The organism is Breoghania sp. L-A4, assembly GCF_003432385.1.
Taxonomy (GTDB): domain Bacteria; phylum Pseudomonadota; class Alphaproteobacteria; order Rhizobiales; family Stappiaceae; genus Breoghania.
The window spans coordinates 4,140,029-4,162,276 of the sequence record NZ_CP031841.1 but is presented as its reverse complement, the minus strand read 5'-3'; the positions used below and the strand labels follow the sequence as shown (position 1 = coordinate 4,162,276).

At 63.1% G+C, this 22,248-nt stretch carries 23 protein-coding genes; 9 read left to right on the top strand and 14 right to left on the bottom strand.

Annotation, left to right across the window (positions count from 1 at the left end; genetic code table 11):
- Window positions 1-42: 42 nt before the first annotated feature.
- A complete protein-coding gene (locus tag D1F64_RS19030; RefSeq protein WP_346432269.1) occupies window positions 43-618 on the bottom strand; it encodes a hemerythrin domain-containing protein in 576 nt (191 codons plus the stop codon).
- A 273-nt stretch (window positions 619-891) separates the two neighbouring features.
- Between D1F64_RS19030 and D1F64_RS19025 the strand changes: the two genes are divergently transcribed.
- The 4 genes from D1F64_RS19025 (at window position 892) to D1F64_RS19010 (ending at window position 5,884) form a co-directional block, all read left to right on the top strand.
- A complete protein-coding gene (locus D1F64_RS19025) occupies window positions 892-2,109 on the top strand; it encodes a lytic murein transglycosylase (RefSeq protein ID WP_117413703.1) in 1,218 nt (405 codons plus the stop codon).
- Between the two features lie 266 nt (window positions 2,110-2,375).
- The gene (locus D1F64_RS19020; protein ID WP_162901656.1) at window positions 2,376-3,038 is read left to right on the top strand and encodes a transporter substrate-binding domain-containing protein; all 663 of its coding nucleotides are present in this window, start codon (window positions 2,376-2,378) and stop codon (window positions 3,036-3,038) included.
- Between the two features lie 222 nt (window positions 3,039-3,260).
- Complete coding sequence (locus D1F64_RS19015; protein ID WP_117413701.1) at window positions 3,261-5,177, top strand: PAS domain S-box protein; 1,917 nt, start codon at window positions 3,261-3,263, stop codon at window positions 5,175-5,177.
- Complete coding sequence (locus D1F64_RS19010) at window positions 5,147-5,884, top strand: response regulator (RefSeq protein WP_117413700.1); 738 nt, start codon at window positions 5,147-5,149, stop codon at window positions 5,882-5,884. Before D1F64_RS19015 ends, D1F64_RS19010 begins: the two co-directional genes overlap by 31 nt.
- A gap of 84 nt (window positions 5,885-5,968) precedes the next feature.
- Here the strand turns inward: D1F64_RS19010 and D1F64_RS19005 are convergent, their stop codons facing one another.
- From D1F64_RS19005 to D1F64_RS25210, 5 genes are all read right to left on the bottom strand, one after another.
- The gene (locus D1F64_RS19005; protein WP_117413699.1) at window positions 5,969-6,721 is read right to left on the bottom strand and encodes an ABC transporter permease subunit; all 753 of its coding nucleotides are present in this window, start codon (window positions 6,719-6,721) and stop codon (window positions 5,969-5,971) included.
- A gap of 8 nt (window positions 6,722-6,729) precedes the next feature.
- Entirely contained in the window at window positions 6,730-7,530 is an 801-nt protein-coding gene (locus tag D1F64_RS19000; RefSeq protein ID WP_248304515.1) for an ABC transporter ATP-binding protein, read from the bottom strand.
- Window positions 7,517-8,278 (bottom strand): ABC transporter permease subunit, encoded by a 762-nt coding sequence (locus D1F64_RS18995; RefSeq protein ID WP_117413697.1) that lies wholly within the window; start codon window positions 8,276-8,278, stop codon window positions 7,517-7,519. The genes D1F64_RS19000 and D1F64_RS18995 overlap by 14 nt, the downstream gene beginning before the upstream one ends.
- Before the next feature lie 66 nt (window positions 8,279-8,344).
- On the bottom strand, window positions 8,345-9,319 hold the full coding sequence (locus D1F64_RS18990; protein ID WP_117413696.1) for an ABC transporter substrate-binding protein: 975 nt from the start codon (window positions 9,317-9,319) through the stop codon (window positions 8,345-8,347).
- Between the two features lie 93 nt (window positions 9,320-9,412).
- Window positions 9,413-10,111 (bottom strand): FCD domain-containing protein, encoded by a 699-nt coding sequence (locus D1F64_RS25210; protein ID WP_117414722.1) that lies wholly within the window; start codon window positions 10,109-10,111, stop codon window positions 9,413-9,415.
- Window positions 10,112-10,279: 168 nt separating this feature from the next.
- Between D1F64_RS25210 and D1F64_RS18980 the strand changes: the two genes are divergently transcribed.
- Entirely contained in the window at window positions 10,280-10,966 is a 687-nt protein-coding gene (locus D1F64_RS18980; RefSeq protein ID WP_117413695.1) for a fumarylacetoacetate hydrolase family protein, read from the top strand.
- A gap of 231 nt (window positions 10,967-11,197) precedes the next feature.
- On the opposite strand, the gene D1F64_RS18975 is transcribed toward D1F64_RS18980, so the two are convergent.
- The 7 genes from D1F64_RS18975 to D1F64_RS23585 form a co-directional block, all read right to left on the bottom strand.
- Window positions 11,198-11,455: an acyl carrier protein gene (locus tag D1F64_RS18975; protein WP_117413694.1), complete on the bottom strand. Its 258-nt coding sequence runs from the start codon at window positions 11,453-11,455 to the stop codon at window positions 11,198-11,200.
- The gene (locus tag D1F64_RS25205; protein ID WP_205470540.1) at window positions 11,452-11,937 is read right to left on the bottom strand and encodes a 2-oxo acid dehydrogenase subunit E2; all 486 of its coding nucleotides are present in this window, start codon (window positions 11,935-11,937) and stop codon (window positions 11,452-11,454) included. Before D1F64_RS25205 ends, D1F64_RS18975 begins: the two co-directional genes overlap by 4 nt.
- Before the next feature lie 5 nt (window positions 11,938-11,942).
- Window positions 11,943-12,647, bottom strand: coding sequence for a biotin/lipoyl-containing protein (locus D1F64_RS25200; protein WP_205470539.1), 705 nt, complete (start codon window positions 12,645-12,647; stop codon window positions 11,943-11,945).
- A 6-nt stretch (window positions 12,648-12,653) separates the two neighbouring features.
- Window positions 12,654-14,657 (bottom strand): pyruvate dehydrogenase (acetyl-transferring) E1 component subunit alpha, encoded by a 2,004-nt coding sequence (gene pdhA, locus D1F64_RS24865; protein ID WP_117413693.1) that lies wholly within the window; start codon window positions 14,655-14,657, stop codon window positions 12,654-12,656.
- Complete coding sequence (acsA, locus tag D1F64_RS18960; RefSeq protein WP_117413692.1) at window positions 14,654-16,408, bottom strand: acetate--CoA ligase; 1,755 nt, start codon at window positions 16,406-16,408, stop codon at window positions 14,654-14,656. The genes pdhA and acsA overlap by 4 nt, the downstream gene beginning before the upstream one ends.
- A 164-nt stretch (window positions 16,409-16,572) precedes the next feature.
- Window positions 16,573-17,067, bottom strand: coding sequence for a DUF1097 domain-containing protein (locus tag D1F64_RS18955; protein WP_117413691.1), 495 nt, complete (start codon window positions 17,065-17,067; stop codon window positions 16,573-16,575).
- 722 nt (window positions 17,068-17,789) lie between these two features.
- Entirely contained in the window at window positions 17,790-18,203 is a 414-nt protein-coding gene (locus D1F64_RS23585) for a hypothetical protein (protein ID WP_162901655.1), read from the bottom strand.
- A gap of 584 nt (window positions 18,204-18,787) precedes the next feature.
- Between D1F64_RS23585 and D1F64_RS23580 the strand changes: the two genes are divergently transcribed.
- A complete protein-coding gene (locus D1F64_RS23580) occupies window positions 18,788-19,432 on the top strand; it encodes a hypothetical protein (RefSeq protein WP_162901654.1) in 645 nt (214 codons plus the stop codon).
- Window positions 19,433-19,591, top strand: a complete 159-nt coding sequence (locus D1F64_RS23575; protein ID WP_162901653.1) for a hypothetical protein — start codon at window positions 19,433-19,435, stop codon at window positions 19,589-19,591.
- On the opposite strand, the gene D1F64_RS18945 is transcribed toward D1F64_RS23575, so the two are convergent.
- Complete coding sequence (locus D1F64_RS18945; RefSeq protein ID WP_117413689.1) at window positions 19,588-20,631, bottom strand: NADP-dependent oxidoreductase; 1,044 nt, start codon at window positions 20,629-20,631, stop codon at window positions 19,588-19,590. The two genes, D1F64_RS23575 and D1F64_RS18945, sit on opposite strands and share 4 nt — an antisense overlap.
- Before the next feature lie 170 nt (window positions 20,632-20,801).
- Here D1F64_RS18945 and D1F64_RS18940 point away from each other — a divergent pair, with 170 nt between their 5' ends.
- Window positions 20,802-21,272, top strand: a complete 471-nt coding sequence (locus tag D1F64_RS18940) for a MaoC family dehydratase (RefSeq protein WP_205470538.1) — start codon at window positions 20,802-20,804, stop codon at window positions 21,270-21,272.
- A 19-nt stretch (window positions 21,273-21,291) separates the two neighbouring features.
- On the top strand, window positions 21,292-22,221 hold the full coding sequence (locus D1F64_RS18935) for an SDR family NAD(P)-dependent oxidoreductase (RefSeq protein ID WP_117413687.1): 930 nt from the start codon (window positions 21,292-21,294) through the stop codon (window positions 22,219-22,221).
- Window positions 22,222-22,248: the final 27 nt, after the last annotated feature.

Sequence of the window (22,248 nt, the reverse complement as noted above, 5' to 3'; positions counted from 1 at the left end):
GCTGTGCGCAAGCGGGGCTGCCAATGATGCGGCGGCCAGGGCTCAGCCGACGCCGAGGGCCGGCTCACCGCGGTCCAGAATCAGCGGGATGATCAGGTCTTCCTCGTCGTTGAGATGGCGCATCAGCTGGCCCAGCAGGGCGTCGCTCACATCCGCGTAGCGGTCGGCGGCAAAACGCCGCGCGTCGCCGGACTTGTGCAGCGCGCCCAGCAGCTGGTTGGCGCTGTCGGCATTGGCGGCGAGCGCCTGGTGGATGGTCTCGTGGTCGCTCTCGAGCACGTCGAACCCGCGCGCCAGCCGCTTTTCCGCCGCCTGGAACACCGGGAAATAGTGATGGTCCTCGATGTTGTGGTGTTCGTGCAACTGGCCGAGAAAGAATTGCAGCCGGGGCACGAGCCAGGCCTGGAACTGATCGGCCGAGGTTTCGCCCTCGCGAAAGGCGTGGGTGCCCTCCTTGAGCATGCCGCCGAGTTCACGGAACATGTCGTGGCGCTGCAGCCAGAAACGGGCCATGGAGCCCAGATTTCCGTGCGCCTGCCAGGTGTCGCGGGGATAGCGGTCGACCAGAAAGCGCAGGTCCTCGGGCCAGCCGGTGCGGGTGTTCAGATCGAGCGTCAAAACGATGTCCTCATTGCATGGGCGTGACGATTGTACCCCGGGCCGTCTCCAAGGCCGTCGCGCGGCGCAGTGTGCGACGGCAGCGCGTCTCAGGCAATCGGCGCGATCGGGGACAGTCTGTTGCATCCCGAGCATCGCGGCGGCCGTCGCCGCGGCCCTTGACTGTCGGGGGTGGGCTGGCACAGTTGTGGCACTGATTTGCGGCACTGATTTGCGCAACGGGATTGCGGACAATCGTTTGAGGAGGATGCGATGCGGCACGGGCGGACAGGAATGACGGCGGGGGCCCGTTTGCGGGCCGCAATCGCGGGCCTCGCGCTGGGCGCGAGCCTCGTTGCGAGCGCCGTGACCGCGCAGGCTGCTGGCTGCCGCAACACCGCGAATTTTGACCGCTGGCTGGCGGACTTCAAGGCGGAGGCGAGGGCGCAGGGCATCTCCGCGCACGCCATTTCCTCGGCGCTGGACGGCATGACCTATGCGCCCGAAATCGTGCGCAAGGACCGCGCCCAGGGCGTCTTTTCGCAAAGCTTTCTGACGTTTTCCGACCGCATGGTGGCCAAATACCGCATGCAGCACGGCGCCAAGCGGATGAAGACCTATGCCAAGATCTTCGCCGCGCTGGAGCGCGAGTACGGGGTACCGGCGCCGGTGATCACGGCGTTCTGGGGGCTGGAGACGGATTTCGGCGCCAACATCGGCGATCTGCCGGTGCTGCGGTCTCTGGCGACGCTGGCCTATGACTGCCGCCGGCCGGAGCTGTTCCGGCCGCAGTTGATGGACGCGCTGCGGCTCATCGACCACGGCGATCTGACGGCTCGGCAGATGGTCGGCGCCTGGGCCGGCGAGCTTGGCCAGCTTCAGTTCCTGCCCTCCGATTATATGCGCCTGGCGGTGGATTACGACGGCGACGGCCGCCGCGACCTGCTGCGCAGCGAGGCGGATGTGCTGGCGTCGGGCGCGCGGCTGATCAAGGATTTCGGCTGGCACGCGGGCGAGCCGTGGCTGGAGGAAGTGCGGGTGCCGCGATCGATGCCCTGGGAACAGGCCGACCTGTCGATCCGCCTGCCGCGCTCGCAATGGAAGTCCTGGGGCGTGACCCGCGCCGACGGCAGCGCACTGCCGGGCGACGGTACGCCGGTGGCGCTGTTGCTGCCCATGGGACGCAACGGTCCCGCCTTCATCGCCTACCGCAACTTCGATATCTACCTGGAGTGGAACCAGTCGTTCGTCTATGCGACGACGGCGGCGTATTTCGCCACCCGGCTTGCGGGTGCTCCGCCGCGCAGCCGCGGCAACGCGGAGGTGACCGCGTTGAGTGCGGCGGAGACGAAACAACTCCAGCAGTTGCTCGTGAGCAAGGGATATGATGTCGGTGGTGTCGATGGCACGATTGGCGCCATGACACGTGCGGCGGTGCGGTCCGTTCAGCAGCAGCTCGGCCTGCCGGCGGACGCCTATCCGACCCCGGACCTGCTGGCGCGCCTGCGATAGGCGCGGCGAGGGAGACGGTCCAATTGCGATTTCGGGGCCGCCGGGGCGGGATTCCGGCGCTCCGGTGATCCGCAAGCGACGCCGAGAGAGGAGCGGGCGGGATGTTGATGGCCCGGTGCGGGCATTTCGCGAGGGCTCGATCCCCGCGACACGGGCGGGGCGGATCGGCGTGGCTGCTGCTCGTCTTCGTCTTGACCCTTCCGCTGTCCCCGATCCTCGCCCGGGCGCAACCGGATGCCGCGCAACCGGCCGCAAGAACGCTTCATATGGTCACCGCCGTGGGACCGCCCTTCTCCCGCACCCGGGACGGCGCGCCGGGATTTCTCGACAGGCTGTTTGCCGAGGCCTTCGCCAGGCTTGGCGTCGGCATCACGATCACGCGCCTTCCGGCGGAGCGCGCGTTGATGAACACCAACGCGGGCATCGATGACGGCGATCTGTTCCGCGTGGCCGGTCTCGAGGCGCGCTATTCAGGTCTGGTGCGGGTTCCGGAGAGCTATTATCAGGCGGAGTTCGTCGTCATTGCGCGCAAGGATACGCCGCCGATCGACGGCTGGAGCGCGCTGAAGGGCCGTGCCGTCGGCTTCCTCAACGGCCTCAAGATCGCCGAACAGAGGCTCTCCGGAATCGCGACGACGGTGGAGGTCGACACGATCGGGCAATTGTTCCAGATGCTGCAGCGCGCGCGTGTGGACTACATCATCATCGAGCGTCAGGTTGGCCTGCGCAACTTGCGCCGGCGGCGCCTCGAGAAGACGCATCATGTGCAGGATCATGTGCTGATACGGCCGGATATCTACGTCTATCTGAATGTTCGGCATGCCGATCTGGCCGGCCCGCTCGCCGATGTGCTGCGCGAGATGAAGGCCAGCGGCGCCTATGACGCCATCGTGCGGGCGTCGTTTCCCGCGGCGCGCGGCGGCCGTTGACCGGGTGCTGTCTCGCGAGGCCGTCCCGGCACCCGTGTTTCTGCGACGGCATCGTGTCCGGACAACGCACTTTCCCTCGATTGCGCGTCGTCCGTACGCAATTATAGTGATTGCTTCGCGGCGCGATTGACCCAGATTGGGGACCGTTCCGCCCGGAGCTGCGCCGGGCGAAGGGATGCCGCTTCGCCTGGCAGTCATTCGGCGATGATCAGGTGATGATCAATGGGGAAGCAATACCCGAAACGGGTCGTGCGCACGATGATCTACTACATCGTCGCCTTCAGCTTGCTCATCGGCGTCCTGAGCGGCGCCGTCCAGGTCTACACCGAATACAAGGCCAGCCGCTCGGATCTCGAGGCGGCGTTTCTTGACGGCAAACGCGACGCCGAAGGGGCCATCGCGCTGGCGCTCTGGGTGCAGGACCTCGCGCAGCTCAACAATCTGGTGCGGGCGATCGCGAAGCATCAGGATTTCACCGAAGTCAGCGTTCTTGAAGGCGAAAGGGTGCTGGTGAGCGCGGGCGCGGCCGACAATCCCGACGCCACGCTCATGCGGGTTTACCCCATCGAGTACAGCTATCGCGGCGACGCGCTGCATATCGGCGACCTCGCCATCTCCGCGGATATGACCAGCGTCTATTCGCGCCTGTTTGGTCAGGCGCGGGCGATCCTGCTGTGGACGATCGTCCAGACCTTCCTGGTCGCGATCTTCATGTTCTTCATCTTTTACCAGTTGATGACCCGGCACGTGCACGGGATCGCCGGCTATCTCACGGCGCTGGATCCAGAGAACATGGGGATACCCATGCGGCTGGAACGCAAACCCAATCCGCCCGAGCATCGCGACGAACTCGACATGCTGGTCTCGGCCTTCAACGAGTTGCGTGGCCGGCTGAAGCTCTCGCAGGATGCGGTGCGGGCGAGCCGTGAGGAGGTGGAAGCCAGCGAGCGGCGCTACCGGGCGATCCTCGATGACATGGTGGACACCTACTACCGCACGGATGTGGAAGGGCGCATTGTCATGGTGTCGCCCTCCGCGGAGACGCTGCTGGGGTACACCATGCCCGAGATGATCGGCAAGCAGCTTGCCGACGTCTATGCCGACCCCGCCGGGCGCCCGCGTTTTCTCGCGGCCTTCCGTGATTCAGGTGGCCTGATACAGGGGTACGAGGAGCGGCTGCGCCGCAAGGATGGCGCCCTGGTCTGGGTGTCGACCACGGCGCGCATGATCCGCGACGAGGATGGCGTCTTCGTCGGCGTGGAGGGGATTGCCCGCGACATCACCGCGCAGCGGACCGCCGCCGAGGCGCTGCGCGAGAGCGAGCAGAACCTGCGTCTTGTCGCGGACTCGCTGCCCGCGCTGGTGCTCTACGTGGACCGCTCCATGCGGTTTCGTTTCGCCAACCGGGAGGCCACGATCTGGTATGGCCGTACACCCGAGGACGTGCTGCAGATGAATGCCGCCGAGGTTTTCGATCCGGAGGTCTCCAGCCGGCTCCAGCCGCGGCTGATCGGCGTCTTGCGCGGCGAGACGCAGGCGTTCTCGGAGGTCCTGACCTATCCGGACGGCAAGACCCGGAACGTCGAGTTGCGGTTCGTGCCGCAAAAGGGCGAGGACGGCACGGTGGAGGGATTTCTCGCTCTCGGCATCGATGTCACCGAGCGGCGGATGCTCGAGGAGCGGCTGCGCCAGTCACAGAAGATGGAAGCGCTGGGCCAGCTCACGGGCGGCGTGGCGCACGATTTCAACAATCTGCTCGGCGTGATCCTGGGCAATGTCGAGCTGCTGCTGGAGGAGCCGGATCTGAAGGCGTCCGAGCGCGAGGAGCTGTTGCAGGCGATCGCGCGGGTGGGTGCGCGCGGCGCGGGCCTGACCCGGCAGTTGCTGGCGTTCTCGCGCCGGCAGCCGTTGAGACAGGAACCGACGCAGCTGGATACGGACCTGTCCGAGTTCGCCGTGCTGCTGCGGCGCACGCTGGGCGAGTCCATCACGCTGACGATCCGTCACGACACGGGCCTTTGGCGCTCTCTGGTGGACCGGCCGCTGCTGGAGAACGCGCTTCTCAATCTCGCGCTGAACGCCCGGGACGCCATGCCTGACGGGGGCACTTGTCGATTGTCACCACCAACGCGGATGTGAACGACCCGATTGTCGCCGGCGAACTGGAGCTGCCGCCGGGCAACTATGTCTCGATCGCCGTCACGGACAATGGCGAGGGCATGTCCAAGGACGTGGTCGCGCATGCGTTCGAACCGTTCTACACCACCAAGGACGTGGGAGCCGGCACCGGGCTTGGGCTCAGCATGGTCTACGGTTTCGCGCTGCAGTCCGGCGGCGGGGTGTCGCTGTCGAGCGTCGCGGGTGAGGGCACAACGGTGGTGCTGTATTTGCCGAAACTCGACGATGACGCTCTCATCGACAGCGATAATGTTCCGATCAGGCACGTCGCGGCCGGCGCTGAGGACATCCTGGTTGTCGAGGACGACGCGGATATGCGCCGGATCGCGGCGGAATCGCTCGAGCGCCTCGGCTACCGCGTGACCGTGGCGGCGGATGGTCCGGAGGCGATCGCCATTCTGGAGCAGGGCGCGGAGTTCGACCTCCTGCTGACCGACATCCGTCTGCCCAACGGCATGCCGGGCGCCGATGTGGCGCGGCGCGCGCGGACGCTGTCTCCGACGCTGTCGGTGGTCTTCATGACCGGTTACGCGGAGACGGCGCGCGTCGGCGCCGCGGAGCTCGGCGAGGACGCCATCCTGCTGCGCAAGCCGTTCCGGCGGATCGAGCTGGCGCGGGCGTTGAACCGTGCGCTGCTGCGCGATGCGGAGGCGCGCGACGGAGTCTGAACGCCCGGCAATGAAAGAGCGCCATGAAATGAAAAAGAGCAGGCCGTTTCGGGCCTGCTCCTTTGATCTTGTGGCGCCGGACCTTTAGCGGCTTGCGGCGTAATAGGCCACCCGGCGTTCCAGGTAGGCGAGAAACTCCGAGACGGTGAAGGCAAGCGCGAAGAGCACCAGCAGCACCGCCCAGAAGTGGGCCATCAGGAAGTTGTTGGCGTAGAGCTCGAACAGCGCGCCGAACCCCACGATGGAGATCAGCAACTGGCCGATGATCACGCCCTTCACCGCCCGGATGACGCCGATGCGGACGCCGCCAAGGATTTCCGGCAGGGCCGCCCAGAAGTAGATCTTGAAGAACGCATCCAGCGGGCTTGCGCCGTAGCTGCGTGCCATCTCGACCAGCGAGCGGTTGATCTGCATGACGCCGGCCCGCGAATTCAGGATGATGATCCAGATCGCGAACAGCGACGTCGTGATGATGATCGACTTCATGCCGAAGCCGAAGAGCACCATCAGCACCGGAACAAGCGCCGTCAGCGGCGCGCTGAGGAAGATGTTGACCCAGGGCAGGAGCAGTTCGTCCAGCAGGCGGTTCTTGCCCATCAGGATGCCGATCGGGATTCCGATCACGATCGAGAACATCACGCCGGCGCTGAACGCGTATGCCGTCTCCGACAGAGCCTTCAGGAAGGGCTTGGTTCCAATGATCGAAAGCAGGGTCGTGAACACTTCGGACAAGGGCGGGATGAAGAAGGTCAGATCTGCCTGACCGACGATCTCCCACAGCAGTCCCCACAGGATCAGCGACGACATTGCCGGAAGTTTGTATCCATATACGGTCATGTCACCCCCTATTCCACGTAGCTGCGCAGGGACGCCCAGATCTTGTCGACGATATCCAGGTATTCGGGATCGCGGCGGATGCCGTCGATTCCCTTCTGGCGGAAGCCGCCAGGCCGGATGATTTCCGAAACCCGGCTGGGACGCGGCAGCAGGATGGCGATCTGATCCGACACGTAGACGGCTTCTTCGATCGAGTGGGTTACGAAGATGAACGTCTTGTTCTCGTGCTGAACCAGGTTGAGCAGATCCTCCTGGAACTTGCGCCGGGTCTGTTCGTCTACCGCGGAGAAGGGCTCGTCCATGAGCAGGACCTGCGCGTCGACGGAGAGCGCGCGGGCCAGGCCGACACGCTGGCGCATGCCGCCGGAAAGCTCGTGCGGATAGCTCTTCTCGAAGCCGGCCAGGCCGACGTCCTTGATGTATTTCTCCGCGATGGCCTCGCGCTCGGACTTGGGCGTGCCGCGCAGCTCCAGCCCGAAGGCCACGTTGCGGATCACGCTCGCCCAGGGAAGCAGCGCGAAATCCTGGAAGACGAAGGCGCGATCGGGTCCCGGTCCATCGACCGGCTGCCCGTTCACCTCGATCTCTCCCGACGTCGGCTCCAGCAGCCCGGCGATGATCTTCAGCAACGTCGTCTTGCCGCAGCCCGAGGGGCCGAGCAGGGACGTCAGCTGGCCACGCGGAAACTCCAAGGAGAGATCCTTGAGCGCCTCGGTCTTGCCGTAGGTCTTGGAAACGTTCCGCGCGACCACGGCATTGTCCGGCTTCGGCACGTCAAGCTCGCCGGTGACTTCTTTAATCTGAGGCATAACCACGGACATTTCCTTCAAACAAAAACACTTCAAGACGCTCGAGCAGGTTCAGGAACAGGATCGCGAGCAGGATGATCGAGAAGATCGCCGCGTACATGCTTGGGTAATCGGCAATCGAACGGCTGTAGGTGATGATGTCGCCGACGCCGGTCGGCGTGATTTTCAGTTCCGCCAGGATCGCGCCGATGAAGCCCGCCGACATGCCCAGACGCAGGCCCGAGAAGATCAGCGGCGAGGCGGCGGGGACGATGATCTTCAGGACGATGTCGAACCGGGATCCGAGAAACGCGCGGCCCATTTCCTTGAACGAGGCGGGCGTATTGCGAACCGCGCCGCTGGTGTTCAGGACGATGACGGGCATCGCCATGATGCAGACGACAAAGACCTTTGACGTCAGTCCGATGCCGTAGGCCATCACCAGAAGCGGGATCAGGGCCGCGAGAGGTGCGGCCTGCATGACCACAAAGATCGGTGAGAACAGCCAGTCGAACTTGCTCGACAGGCCGATCCAGAGACCGAGGCCGATTCCGAGAAACGCGGAAATTCCGACACCGACTACAAGCGGCTGCAGCGTCTCGATATAGGCGACCCACAAGGTGCCGTCGATCGCCATTCTGACGAGCGCGACCATGGAGTCACTGAAGGTTGGAAAGGCATAGCTGACCGGAATCCGGCCTGCGATTTCCCATGCGCCAAAGACAAGCACAGCCGACAGGAATTTCAGGAGGAGCGAACGGCTCGGCATCAATTTATTCCTCGATTTGAGCGAGTGCGGCCGCCGGAACTGGTGCCCGGCGGCCGCGCGACCGGCTTACTTGGTCGCTGCGTCGAGAGGAGCGAGGTACCAGAAGTCCTCGATGTTCAGCGTCTCCGGATCACCTTCCAACTGACCGGCGGCGGTGTACCACTCCATGTCCGCCTTGGCGGCCTTGCGGCCACCGCCGTTGGGGTCGTAGAGACCGCCCTCGACGGCGTTGGTGTAGAACTCGTCGAGGCTGCCGAGGATTTCCGGCGGAAGCTGGCCGATCGGGCCTTCCGGATTGGTTTCGCGGCTGATGATCGTCGGATCCTTCGCCATGTCCTGCCAGGTGCTGACCAGCGCCTTCACGAAGATGTCCACGTCCTTCTCGTTGGCCTTGATCCAGTCGAGATTGGCGAACAGCGCCTCGTCGCTCGCGTCGACCTCGAACATCGGCAGGACGTTGAACTTGTCGCCGGCGAGCTTCATCACCTTGTTCTTGTTGGACAAGTCGACGATGGTCGCGTCCGTCTGACCGGCCATCAGGGCGGCGACGCGGTTGGACGAGCCGGGCACGTAGGAGCGGTCGCCGAACTTGATGCCCACCTTCTCCTCGATGACGTTGGCAATGGAGTCCGTGCCGCCGCCGCGCGAATGCAGCATGATCGGCTCGCCGTTCAGATCTTCCAGCTTGGAGTACTTCTTCGACGTGACGGGGAAGAACTTCAGCTTGGAGAGCTGGAACACGATGCGCAGCGGCGCCTTGGAGCGCTGCATGGCCGCGTATGGTGTGCCGAAGCCGATGTCCATCTGGCCGCTGAGCACCGCCTGGATCGCCAGTTCCTCATCGGAGAAGGCGGTCCATTCGTAGTCCAGCCCGGCGGCCTTGGCGCGGTCGAGCGCGACAAAGAAGGCGGCAAGTTCGTCCGAGGGCGTTTCCGCCAGTGCGATCTTGATCGTGTCGGCCTGGGCCGCGGAGGCCATCAGCCCGATGGCGAGCGGGACCGCCGCCAGCGTTGCACCGAATTTGCGTAGTAAGGTCTTCATGGTTTTCCTCCCAAAGAACGGACATGTGTCCGGTGAATTGCAAAAGGCCGCGGCGTGTAGCTCTGTCTGACCTTCTGAATAGAAATCCCTGCGTCACACCTCCCCGAAAAGGCGTGCCGAGACAGAGCCGATGTGCCGGCGCATGGCGTCATAGGCGGCCTTGGAATCACGGTCCGTGATCGCGGCCACGATGCGTTCATGCTCCAGAAAACTTGAGTGCCCCTCGGGCGGGCGGTCCGTGTTGCGGATGACCGTGCTCACCGCGACGGCACGGCGCACGCGATTGAGCTGCTCGAAGAGCGAGATCAGCAGGATGTTGTCCGACGCCTCCGCGACCGAGCGGTGAAACAGGTCGTCCTGGGTCTCGTAGTCTGCCCAGCTTTGCGCGCGCCGGGCGCGGTCCATGGCCAGCTTCACGCGGGTGACGGCCTCCTTGGAGGCGTTGACCGCGGCCTCGCCGGCGATCGCCGGCTCGATGCACAGCCGCGCGCGCATCATGCGCACCGGGGTGAGCTGCTGGGCAATGCCCGCGAGGCTGCCGATCGTGCCCAGCCCATTGTCCTGGCTGTGGCCGGAAACAAACGTCCCCTTGCCGACGTGCCGCCAGATGACGCCCTCGCGCTCCAGCGCATCCAGCGCCTTGCGCAGTGTGGTGCGGCTGATCTGCAGGTGCCCGATCAGCTCGCGCTCCGCCGGCAGCCGGTCGCCGGGGCCATAGGCGCTCGATTCGATGAACGCGCGCATGGCGGCGATGGCATTTTCCCGCTCGGATGATTCCGGTCTCGTCAGCACGCGCAACCTCTATATTGGTTGACCAATTCAGGCTCAATTGCCCATATCATCGCAAACCATTTGATTATTGCAAGGGGGAATCTAAAAATAAGAAATTGGTTGCGATTGGTCGAAAATTGTTTAGGGTTTTCGCGAGTGTTCAACGCCCATAGAAAACAGAGGTTTTGCATGTCTGAGTTCGTGATCACACCGCCGGCCACGGTGGCAATCCCGGTCAAGGGAACCAGCCAGGAGTTTCCTGTGCGCCGGGTGTATTGCATCGGCCGCAATTACGCGGCGCACGCCATCGAGATGGGTCACGATCCCGACCGCGAGGATCCGTTCTTCTTCCAGAAGAATCCGGACAACATCGATCTGTCCGGCGAGTTCCCCTATCCGGCGCAGACGTCCGATGTGCATCATGAGGTCGAGTTGATCGTGGCGCTGAAGAGCGGCGGCACGAACATCCCGGTCGAGAAGGCGCTCGACCATGTCTACGGCTATGCGGTCGGTCTCGACATGACCCGCCGCGACCTGCAGGGCGTGGCCAAGAAGCTCGGCCGTCCGTGGGAAATCGGCAAGGCGTTCGAGCGCTCCGCGCCGATGGGCCCGATCGTGCCGGCCTCCGAGATCGGCCATCCGGACAGCGGCCTGATCGAACTGAAGGTCAACGGCGCGGTGCGTCAGACGGGTGACCTCAACCAGTTGATCTGGAAGGTGCCGGAAATGATTTCCTATCTGTCGGACTATTTCGAGCTGGCGGCGGGCGATGTGATCATGTCGGGCACGCCTTCGGGCGTCGCCGCCGTCGTCAAGGGCGACGTCATGGAATGTCATGTCGATGGCGTGGGCGATCTGACCGTCACCGTGGTCTAGAGCAGATCCGATTCTCACAGAATCGGATCGTTGCTCTAAGTCCTTGTTTTGGCGCAAATCCGGACGGATAACCGGTATCCACTTATCCTGGATTTGCTCCAGGACCGCTTCGATTCCATACGATGAAGTGCGCCCTGTCCGGATCCTCCGGGCAGGGCGTTTTCGTGTCCTCGGCCTGTGCGGTGCGGACCCCGAACATTCGCGATGGCCCGCAGGAACAGGTGTCCCGTATTACGCGGCGCTCTCCCCGAGCGTCTTCGCCACATAGGCGGCGGCGCCGTCGAGCGTCGTCAGTTTGGGGTAGTCGAGCTCCGGAATGTCGATCCCGAGACGCTGGTGCAGGGCGGTGATGAAATTGAGGAAGTCCATGGAGTCGATATCCAGTTCCTCGCGCAGGTCGCTCGTTGGATCCACCGCGCCGAAATCGATGTCCGGCGCGATGCGCTCCAGTTCCTCGCTGATCGCCTGACGAATGTCCTGATCGGTCATAGGGCCTCCGGGTCTTGCATCAAGCTGCCGATTTTTGAGAGAAACAGCGCGCCGCGATGGCCGTCGCTGACGCGGTGGTCTGCGGCGAGCGTCGCGGTGACGAGCGCGCGCGGCACGACGACGCCGTCCACGACCCAGGGCCGCTCCGCCGCCTTGCCGAAGCCGACGATGGCCACCTGCGGCGGATAGATCACCCCATAGAGCGCCTCCACGCCCCGGTCACCGAGACTGGAGACGGTGATGGTCGGGTCGGCGATCTCGGAACTCCTGAAGCGTCCGGCCCGCACGCGGGCCACCAGATCGCGCAGGGCGGTCATGACCTCGTCGAGCGACAGGTGAGCTGTGTCGTGGATCGCGGGAGCGACGAGACCGCCGCCGCGAATCGCGATCGCCACGCCGACATGGGTGGAGGGCGCCGGCGTGAAGCCGTCTTCGCCATGGCTGCCGCTGAATTCCGGATACTTGAGCGTAGCGATCGCCACGGCCTTCACGAAGAGAGCGGCCAGAAGCAGCCGTTCCGCCGGGGGCGCTCGGCATTGGCGTCCGCCAGCCAGGCCTGCGCGTTCGTCACGTCGACGGTGTCGCGCAGATAGTAGTGCGGGATTTCGCGTTTGGAGCGCGCCATGGCGGCGGCGATGGCCGTGCGCATGGCCTCAAGGTTGACGCTGCCGGCCGGCTGCGCCTTCTCCGGCGGCTTCGCGGCAAGCCGTCCGGCCGCCGCGCGCTCGACGTCATTGAGAACGATGGCCCCGTCCGGCCCGGAGCCGGCGAGGGCGGCGGTGTCGATTTTCTCGCGGGCGGCGAGGCGTCGCGCCGCGGGGGAAATGCGTTGCCGGCCCGCGCCACCCTGCTCGGCGTGCGGCCTCTCCGCAATCACCGGTCGTTCGGGCACGACAGGCGTTTCTGGTGTGGGGACAATGGGTGGCGCGGCGGCGGGCGCCTTGCTCGGTTCCGCCCCCGCGCCGTTGATGATCGCCAGCGGCGTGCCGACCGGAACCGTGTCGCCAATCTCCACGAGAGACGTCTCGAAGACGCCGTCCTCGAAGACCTCGATCTCGATGGCGCCTTTCTGGGTCTCGACGACGGCGATGATGTCGCCATGCTTCACGGTGTCGCCGGGTTTGACGAGCCATTCGACCAGCGTGCCGGCCTCCATGTCGGCGCCAAGCGAGGGCATTCTGAATTCGCCCATGACCCGTCACCCCCGGCCGAGAACGGTTTTGGCGGCCGCAACGATGGTCTCCGCCTGCGGGATGGCGGCGTCTTCCAGGTGTTTGGGATAGGGGATCGGCACTTCCGCGCTGCAGACCCGGCCGACCGGCGCGTCGAGATCCCAGAACGCCTGCTCGGTGATGCGCGCGGAAATTTCCGCCGCCAGACTGCCCGAGCGCCAGCCCTCGTCAATGATCACCGCGCGATGGGTCTTCGCCAGCGAGGCCATGATGGTGGCGTCGTCCAGCGGCCGCAGGCTGCGCAGATCGATGACCTCCGCCTCGATGCCGTCGGAGGCCAGCGAATCCGCCGCCTCCAGCGTCTTGAACAGCGAGCCGCCGTAGGTGATCAGCGTCAGCGCATCGCCCTCGCGGCGCATAACGGCGCGGTCGATGTCCACAGGCCCGGCGTTGGCCGCGAGCGTGCCGGCGCGGTTGTAGAGCATGACGTTTTCAAAGATCAGCACCGGATCGGGATCCTGCAGGGCGGTCCACAGCATGCCGCGTGCGTCTTCGAGCGTGGCCGGCGCCAGCACCCGCAGGCCGGGAATATGCGCGTACCAGCCCTCGAGCGAATGCGAATGCTGGGCGGCGAGCTGGCGGCCGGCGCCCGTCGCCATGCGGATCACCAGCGGCACGCCGAACTGGTTGCCCGACATGTGGCGGATGGTGGCGGCCGTGTTGAGGATCTGGTCCAGCGCCAGCAGGCTGAAATTCACCGTCATCAACTCGACGATCGGCCGCATGCCGGCGAGCGCCGCGCCGATGCCCGCTCCGGTGAACCCGGATTCCGACAGCGGCGTGTCGCGGATGCGGTCGGGGCCGAATTCGCCGATCAGCCCCTTTGTGACCGCATAGCAGCCCCCATAGCGGCCGACGTCCTCGCCCATCAGAAAGACGCGCTCGTCGCGGCTCATCGCGTCGATGATCGCCTCGCGCACGGCTTCGCGGTACGTCGTCTGGATCGTCTTTCCCGCGGGCCGGGGCGCCGCGGGCGGTGCCGGTCGGTCCTCGGCGGTGACGAACCGCGCCAGATCCGCAAGCGGTTCCCACTCGGCCGCTTCGGCGAAGGCCACCGCCGCGTCGATTTCCGCCGCAACCTCACGCTCGATCGTCTCGATATCCGCCTCATGCGCCAGGCCGGTCTGTTGCAGCCAGCCGCGGAAGCGGACGATGGGTCCCTTCTTGCGCCACTCGTCGATTTCGGCCTTCTCGCGGTAGAGCTGGGCGTCGAACATCGAATGCGGCCGGAAGCGATAGGTGCGGCATTCCAGAAAATACGGTTTGCCGCTGGTGTTGATCATCTCCTGGGCGCGCCGCGCCGCCGCCTCCACGGCGACCACGTCCATGCCGTCGACGGCCTCGGATGCGATCTCGTAGCTGGCCGCCTTGGCGTGGATGTCGGTCTCGCTTTCGGAATACTCCAGCGCCGTTCCCATCGCGTAGCGGTTGTTCTCGCACACGAAAAGCACCGGCAGGTTCCACAGGGTCGCCAGGTTCATTGCCTCGTGGAACTCGCCTTCGGCCACCGCGCCCTCGCCGAAGAAGCAGGCGGAAATGCGGGTCTCGCCGCGCATCTTGTCCGCCAGCGCCAGGCCCACGGCCAGCGGCAGCCCGCCGCCGACGATGGCGTTGCCGCCGCAGAAATTTCTCGCGGCGTCGAAGAGATGCATCGAGCCGCCGCGCCCGCCGGAACACCCCGATTTCTTGCCGTACATCTCCGCCATCACGGCGTTCATCGGGATGCCGCGCGCCAGCGCATGGCCGTGCTCGCGGTAGGTGGCGACGATGCGGTCGTTCGGGCCCAGCACCGGGATGATGCCCGCGGCGATCGCCTCCTCGCCGTCATAAAGATGCAGGAAGCCGCGGATCTTCTCCCGGGTGTAGAGCTCGGCGCATTTGTCCTCGAACATCCGCACGCGGATCATCGCCCTGAGCAGATCGAGCGCATGGCCGCGCGTCAGATGCGGCTTTGATGTCGTTGCGGTCATCGTTCCTCGCTTTCCAGCGTCGAGGTGTCGCCCTCGGGCAAGCCGAGCTCGCGCGCCTTCAGCAGGCGCCGCATGATCTTGCCGCTGCGGGTCTTGGGCAGGTTTGTCCGGAAGGCGATCTGCTTGGGCGCCACGGCGGGACCAAGCTGCACCCGGGCATGTCCCAGCAGTTCCTTGGCCAGGTCGTCGCTCGGCGTGTAGCCGGGCTTCAGTCCGACGAAGGCCTTCACCACCTCGCCGGCGACGGGATCGGGGATGCCGATGACACCGACCTCCGCGACCGCCTCATGCTCCATCAGGGCGCTTTCCACCTCGAACGGTCCGATCAGGTGGCCCGCGCTCTTGATCACGTCGTCGGCGCGGCCGACGAACCAGAAGTATCCGTCCTTGTCGCGCATCGCGAGATCGCCTGACAGATACCAGCCGTCGTCGAAGCACTTGCGGTAGCGCGCGTCCTCATGGAGATACGCCCGCATCATCGACGGCCAGCCGGGCCTGAGCGCCAGTTCGCCGACCGTGTTGGGCTTGGTGATTTCGCGCAGGCCCTCGTCGGTGCGTTCGACGACGCTGGCCGCGATTCCCGGCAGCGGTTTGCCCATCGAGCCGGGCCACACGTCCATGGCCGCGTAGTTGGCGATCATGATGCCGCCGGTCTCCGTCTGCCACCAATTGTCGTGGAAGGGGCGGCCAAAGACCTCGTTCGACCACGTGACGGCCTCGGGATTGAGCGGCTCGCCGACGCTCGCCATGAAGCGCAGGTGCGACAGGTCGTATTGCCCGATGATGTCGCCGCCGATCTTCATCAGCATGCGGATGGCGGTCGGCGCAGTGTACCAGACCGTGACCTTCTGATCCTGCAGGATGCGGTACCAGCGTTCCGCATCGAATTCCGCCTGGTCGACGATCATCGTGCAGCCGATGGCGAGCGGCGAGATGATGCCGTAGGAGGTGCCGGTGACCCAGCCGGGATCGGCGGTGCACCAGAAGATGTCGTCTTCATGCAGGTCGAGCGCGTAGCGGCCGGTGACAGTGTGCGCGACCACGGCTTCATGCACGTGCACGGCGCCTTTCGGCTTGCCGGTGGTGCCGCTGGTGAAATGCAGCAGCGCCATGTCCTCGGGCCCCGTGGGCTCGATGTCGAAGTGGCTGGAGGTGTTGCGCATCAGGTCCGCGAGATCCAGCGTGCCTTGCGGCGGCGCGCCGTGCGCGTCGATCACCAGCACATGGCGCAGGCTCGGAACCTTGTCGCGGATCGGCGCGATCTTGCGCTTGTACAGCGCGGCGGTCGTGACCACCACGGTGGCCTCGCCGATGGACATGCGCGCGAGGATCGGCTCCGGCCCGAAGGCCGAAAACAGGGGCGAGAAGACGCAGCCGCACTTCAGCCCGCCCAGCACCGCCACGTAGAGTTCGGGAACACGGCCGAGCAGCGAATAGACGCGGTCGCCCTTACCGATACCGAGGCCGCGCAGGACGTTGGCGAACTTGTTGGTTTCCAGCCGCAACCGGTCGTAGGTGTAGTCGTCCACCCGGTCGTCGCGGCCGATCCAGCGCAGCGCGAGCTTGTCGCCCGCGCCGTGCACGACGTGCCGGTCGACGGCTTCGTAGGCGATGTTCAGTCTGCCGTCCGGCAGTCCGTCCAGCAGAAGGCGCGCTTTTTCCCAGGAAAACGACAAGACCGTGGCATCGTAATCGCGCAGGTTCGCGCGCGATGCATCCTTGGCCGTCTTTCTGATGGGCTCCCACTCCATCGAATCCTCCCGGCTTGGTTTCTCGGAACCATGGGCTGTTCGGGAGAGATTGAAGGAACGCGGCGGCGGCAACCATGACGCAAATCAAGAGCGGTGCGCGAAACGCCCGTCAGCTTGGGCGGCGGCAAGCGGCCGGGGCCGCTTGCCGTGATTGCGTCGACCGCTCAGTCCTTGGAGATCGCGCCTGCGAGTTTCTCCGACACGATGCCGAAGATCGCGCCAATCGCCATGGAAATCACGATGCAGATCAGCGGGTTGGCGAGATCGATCACCAGAATGCTGGCGCCGGACAAAAGCGCGTAACCGGCGGTGGCCGCATAGCCGTAGACGCCGGCGGGAATCGCCGCGAATGCCTCTATCTTGGCGCCGAGCACCAGGATGAAGACGGTGACGGCGACCACGATGGCCGGCCACAGCGGGCCGGGCAGGCCCGGATTGACCTGAGTGATCAGGAACAGGGCCACCGTGGCCATGATCGCGCCCCAGATGTTGGCGAGCAGGCTCTTGCGCAACCCGTCGGACCCGCCGCCGCAGTGGTAGAAGCTGCCCCATCCGATGAACGCCGCCCAGATCTGAATGGTGCCGATGGTCAGGAAAAGATAAGTGGCGACGCCGCCCAGAAGGCCGATCGACACCGCAAGCGCTGTAATAAGATCCATAGCAGAATTCCCCCAATGCATGTGATGCGCCGCGCATAGGCGGGTCGCATTGCATCGCGCCGCTGTGCCCGGAAGGGGCAGGCGCCGCCCGTGCGCCCGCGCGGCATCACGGGTCAGAGACGCGTGCCGACGGACGGCGCAACGGTAGGTTTCTGTATTCAGTCCCGGCAATAGTACTTAGGTGCCGCTGCGATTAAGTAATTTGAATATATCCGTAAATGTTCCCTGCCTGAAAATTGTGCAATGCGGCATTGGACTTCCCGGAAGTCGCCGTTTTGAGAGAATCAGTCCAGTTGTGCGGAGTGGCTTGGCTTTCAAAAGACGGCGCCGCGGCGCGTTCGCCGGGGCGGAGTCTCGAAAGTCTTCGGTCGCTGCTTGGCGACAACACGGGCTCCGGCGCGGAAATTCGCGCGCCGTTCAGCGTCCCTGAGCTCAAGTCCATCATGGCTCGTGCTCCATGGCGACGTCCGACGCATGCGCTGCCTAGGGAATATCCCTGAAACGGGAAGATTGACGCAGTTCGACGGACAGGGGTCTTATCAATTCCAGGTCGTCATGGCTGTTTGCGAGCCTCATGGTCGGCTTGCCGTTTTTCACTTTCCGAGAACCGTTGTTCGTCCTCTTAAGCTTCTTTCCGTGCCTTCTAGTATCGAGTCGATTCTATCTTGCGCCGAAATCAGATAATCAGTCATCTATTGAACCTCGAAGCTTATGTCGAATGCTCACCAGCATCTCACGTCTAAATTTGCACTATAGGGGCCGCTTGTAATAATAAATAAATAATATACACCCACCTTATACATTTCTCTCTTCGGAGAAGAGCCACCTTCATGAACAGGAGAAAAATGATATTTTTCAAAATTTGTTGCGATATTCGGAAAATACTTATCCGGCGTCGACGCAAATATGACAGCAGCAGCCCTATAGCCACACATCTCCCCATTTCCGCCGACGTAAATACTCGAATCTCCCGTTATAATTTCATAGTGCTCAATATTTTTCGAAAGAAATATGTCTAACTGGCGGCTAAAAACATGAAGCAACCAATTATTCAAGGCTATTTGGATAGCAAAAGGCAGTGAGATTATAATAACCACTACAAAAAAATTATAGTTAATTTCTTTCTCATCTTCCAATGCCTTTAGAATGGTAGCAATACTTTATATGCCGTGTTTGTTCTCAAAATAGGCAGTGCTGAAAATCTCACATTTCCCAGCGCATCTACAACTCATGAGAACGATGCACATTAAGAGAATTTGAATCTCCATTACACCAATTTGATCGTTCTTTCTAAATTCCAACACCTATGCCCCGAGATTGACCTGAGCCCCAACTTCCCTCCGGTATTTCGGAGAGTCCTTGGGTTGATTTCTGGTCTTAAGCGGCTCGTTTTTCCGCAATTTTCTCTGCAATCGCTGCAAGGGAACGGGCGACGGGTGGAGTTCTCTACATGCGTGTCGCGGGGTGCTTGCACTTGTCAGTTTCTCCGATAAGGTTTTGTTAAGGGTCATCAGGTGGCCAGGTGGGCCTCGCGAAGCAGGCACATGAACCAATGTGAAGGCATAGGTCTCCGACATGGTGATGGGTGAAAGCAAAGAGGGCGGTTGACGCCGGAACGCGGGTATTAATCGAGATTCAAGATCTACAATGTTTTTGAGTTGTTCGAAAATTGCGATGCGTCACAATATGGGTATGAGAATTATGTATCTCCGGAACGGTTATGCTAGAATCAATAAATAATATAAATAGTTTTTGCGAATATAGAAAGCGTGCAGAGCGTTTGCTGCCATACACTTCCGGAAATGTGTATGATAATTATGATTTTTATGTTTGGTGGAATTTGAGATTTGCTATTCTGGCGATTGTAAGTTCTATAGTTTTTTTTGTTGCCAGTATGATCATTCCACCGTTAATAAATAGCGAAGCTTTCTTTAGTGAAGTTATTTTCAGAACGCCACTATTGAAAGTTTTTTCTGATCGCTATGCTGATTTGTATAAATATAGTTTGTATAGCTCCCAAAGATATATAATTGCACTTGTTCTGACGTTTGTATTTTCATTTATTAATGCGTTTATATTTGTATATGGCTATATAAAACATTGGAGGGGTTCTATTGACGCTGAAAAGGTTGGGTTTAGGGCGTTTTTTGGAAGTATAGGATTCGTTATTATTGCATGTATTTTGTTCTATTATATTTACGTTTATAATTTTAAATTTTCCGAAGAAAAGTATTTGGGGATGGGGTATTTCTTGGTTGGCGTTTTGTTTCCTGTAATGGGCTCGCTATACGCTGCGTTGAACGCGTTATTTCTTTCACAGATTGTAATTTTTTTCATAAAACTGACGGCTCAGGGGCGGGAGTAAATGGCTGGATACACCTTGAGCGGCGGATATGACCTGGATTCAAAAGATTTGGCGATGGCCGGAATTACAGGTGTGCGTCAGGGGTCATTGGATTTTTCAGCCCATGTTGGCTGCATTTCAGGGAAAGTCGCAGGAAGAATTGATGAGCCGGCGTCCTAGCGCGTCGGGTCCGCGCCCACCTGCACGAGCTGCTTGCCGAAATTGCCGCCCTTGAGCATGGCGAGAAAGGTCTCGGGTGCATTCTCAAGCCCCTGCGCGATGCTCTCGCGGTATTTCAGGCGGCCGTCTCGGATGTGGCCGGAGACCTCCTCGACGAAGGCGGGGAAGCGGTCGTAGTGATCGAAGATGATGAAGCCGCGCACGGTCAGCCGCTGCACCAGAATGGTGCGCCACATCTTCGGCAGCCGGTCGGCGCCCTCGAGCCGGCCCGCGCCCAGACCGCCGAGATCGTACCAGGCGATCATGCCGCACAGCGGGATCCGGCCCCAGACGTTCATCAGGGGCATCACCGCCTCGAGCGTCGCGCCGCCGACGTTCTCGTAGTAGATGTCGACGCCCTCGGGACAGGCGTCCTTGAGAAGAGTTGCGAGATCCGGATCGCGGTGATCGATGCAGGCATCGAATCCCAGTTCCTCCACCGCATAGGCGCATTTCTCCGCGCCGCCCGCGACGCCGACAACCCGCAGCCCGTAGATCTTGCCGAGCTGGCCGACGACGGAGCCGACCGCGCCCGTGGCCGCGCCCACCACCAGCGTCTCGCCCGCTTTCGGGCGGCCGTGGTCATTGAGGCCGACGAAGGCGGTCAGCCCGGGCATGCCGAGCACGCCCACGGCGGTGGAGATCGGCGCCTGCGCCGGGTCCAGCTTGCGCACCATCGTGCCATCGGAGACCGCGTGGCTGGCCCAGCCGAACATGCCGTTGACGAAATCGCCGGCCTGGAACTTCGGATGGTTCGAGGCGATCACCTCGCCCACCGCGCCGCCTTCCATGGTCGCGCCCACCTCGACCGCCTTGGCGTAGGATTTCGACGCATCCATGCGTCCGCGCATGTAGGGATCGAGCGACAGGTAGATCACCCGCACCAGGAACTCGCCGTCGCCGGGCTCGGGCAGGGCGGCCTCCTCGAGGCGGAAATTCTGCGGTCCCGGTGTGCCGTCCGGGCGGCTCGCCAGAACGATGCGCTTGAACCCGTCTGTCATGGGTGATGTTTCCTTCAATGAGGTCTTCTGGTTCTCTGATTTGCCGCTATCTTGCACGCAAACGCTTTGATGAAACAGGCTTGGTTGCAACGCGCCAGGGTTGTTTTCGGCGGCTGTGAGACAGCGTTTGGCCGCGCACGTGCCGTGCCGGCTGGTTGAGAGGTGAGCGGATGACGCAGCGACCCGGCGTGAGCGCTGTCGATTACATGGCGCAAGTCGGCAAGGACATCGGCGTCTCCGGCTGGATCGAGGTGACCCAGGCGATGATCGACAGTTTCGCGAAGACGACCTTCGACGAGCAGTTCATCCATGTCGATCCGGCGCGCGCGAAAGCCGATAGCCCCTTCGGCGGCACCATCGCGCACGGGTTTCTGACGCTGGCGCTGCTCAGCCGCATGGCGGTGGAGGCGCTGCCGCGGATCGACGGGCTGACGATGAGCGTCAACTACGGCTTCGACAAGGTGCGCTTTCTCTCGCCGGTGCCTTCGGGCGCGCGCATCCGCGGCCGTTTCCGGCTGATGGAGGCGGAGGAACGCACCTCCGGCGAGGTGACGCTGCACCATCAGGTCAGCGTGGAGATCGAGGGCGCGGACCGTCCGGCGCTGGCGGCCCTGTGGCTGACGCGCATCTATTTCGACTGACAACATCAAGGGAGCATTCATGAGCATTCGATTTGACGGGCGGGTCGCGATCGTGACCGGCGCGGGCACCGGTCTGGGCCGGGCGCATGCGCTCGGGCTGGCGGAGCGCGGCGCGAAGGTGGTGGTCAACGATCTCGGCGTCAGCCGCGAGGGCACGGGCAGCTCCTCGGAGGCCGCCGAGGCGGTGATCGCGGAGATCAAGGCCGCCGGCGGCGAGGCCATGGCCAATGGCGCCAATGTCGCCGATGCCGCGCAGGTCGCGGCGATGGTGGAGGAGACCATGGCGGCCTGGGGACGGGTCGATATCCTGGTCAACAACGCCGGCATCCTGCGCGACAAGACATTCGCCAAGATGGCGCTTGAGGATTTCCGCGCGGTCGTCGAGGTGCACCTGATGGGCTCGGTGAATTGCACCAAAGCGGTGTGGGAGATCATGCGCGCCCGGAACTATGGCCGGGTGGTCTTCACCTCGTCGTCGTCCGGGCTCTACGGCAATTTCGGCCAGTCGAACTACGCCGCCGCCAAGGCCGCGATGATGGGGCTCATGAACACGCTGCATCTGGAGGGCGCGAAGAACAATATCCGCGTCAATGCGCTGGCGCCGACCGCCGCCACGCGGATGACCGAGGACCTGATGCCCGAGGAGATGCTGGCGCTGCTCAAGCCTGAATCCATCACGCCGGGCGTTCTCTATCTGGTGTCCGAGGACGCGCCCTCGCGGGTGATCCTGTGCGCGGGCGCGGGCTGCTTCGCGCGCACGCTGGTCACCGAGACCGACGGCATCTGGCTGCCGGAAGACGAGCGCACGCCCGAAGCCGTGGCCGCGCAATTCGGCGCGATTTCCGATCCTGCCGGCGAGCAGACCCTGCAGTCGGCCTTCGAGCAGACGGGCAAGTTCGTGAAGCGCGCCGCGCGGGAACTGGGGCTGGAGCTGCCCGAGCGCGCGTAGTGTCCATACGGACCGCGCAGCGACGGC

Bases quoted from the DNA above. Each gene is read 5' to 3' on its own strand.
- D1F64_RS18945 (WP_117413689.1), bottom strand. From the start codon at position 20,631: ATGACAGACGGGTTCAAGCGCATCGTTCTGGCGAGCCGCCCGGACGGC.
- D1F64_RS18995 (WP_117413697.1), bottom strand. From the start codon at position 8,278: ATGCCGAGCCGTTCGCTCCTCCTGAAATTCCTGTCGGCTGTGCTTGTC.
- D1F64_RS18990 (WP_117413696.1), bottom strand. From the start codon at position 9,319: ATGAAGACCTTACTACGCAAATTCGGTGCAACGCTGGCGGCGGTCCCG.
- D1F64_RS18940 (WP_205470538.1), top strand. From the start codon at position 20,802: ATGACGCAGCGACCCGGCGTGAGCGCTGTCGATTACATGGCGCAAGTC.
- D1F64_RS25200 (WP_205470539.1), bottom strand. From the start codon at position 12,647: ATGGGCGAATTCAGAATGCCCTCGCTTGGCGCCGACATGGAGGCCGGC.
- pdhA (WP_117413693.1), bottom strand. From the start codon at position 14,657: ATGACCGCAACGACATCAAAGCCGCATCTGACGCGCGGCCATGCGCTC.
- D1F64_RS18975 (WP_117413694.1), bottom strand. From the start codon at position 11,455: ATGACCGATCAGGACATTCGTCAGGCGATCAGCGAGGAACTGGAGCGC.
- D1F64_RS18980 (WP_117413695.1), top strand. From the start codon at position 10,280: ATGTCTGAGTTCGTGATCACACCGCCGGCCACGGTGGCAATCCCGGTC.
- D1F64_RS23575 (WP_162901653.1), top strand. From the start codon at position 19,433: ATGGCTGGATACACCTTGAGCGGCGGATATGACCTGGATTCAAAAGAT.
- D1F64_RS19015 (WP_117413701.1), top strand. From the start codon at position 3,261: ATGGGGAAGCAATACCCGAAACGGGTCGTGCGCACGATGATCTACTAC.
- D1F64_RS19005 (WP_117413699.1), bottom strand. From the start codon at position 6,721: ATGACCGTATATGGATACAAACTTCCGGCAATGTCGTCGCTGATCCTG.
- D1F64_RS18935 (WP_117413687.1), top strand. From the start codon at position 21,292: ATGAGCATTCGATTTGACGGGCGGGTCGCGATCGTGACCGGCGCGGGC.
- D1F64_RS18955 (WP_117413691.1), bottom strand. From the start codon at position 17,067: ATGGATCTTATTACAGCGCTTGCGGTGTCGATCGGCCTTCTGGGCGGC.
- D1F64_RS23580 (WP_162901654.1), top strand. From the start codon at position 18,788: ATGCTAGAATCAATAAATAATATAAATAGTTTTTGCGAATATAGAAAG.
- D1F64_RS19025 (WP_117413703.1), top strand. From the start codon at position 892: ATGACGGCGGGGGCCCGTTTGCGGGCCGCAATCGCGGGCCTCGCGCTG.
- D1F64_RS19000 (WP_248304515.1), bottom strand. From the start codon at position 7,530: ATGCCTCAGATTAAAGAAGTCACCGGCGAGCTTGACGTGCCGAAGCCG.
- D1F64_RS19020 (WP_162901656.1), top strand. From the start codon at position 2,376: ATGGTCACCGCCGTGGGACCGCCCTTCTCCCGCACCCGGGACGGCGCG.
- acsA (WP_117413692.1), bottom strand. From the start codon at position 16,408: ATGGAGTGGGAGCCCATCAGAAAGACGGCCAAGGATGCATCGCGCGCG.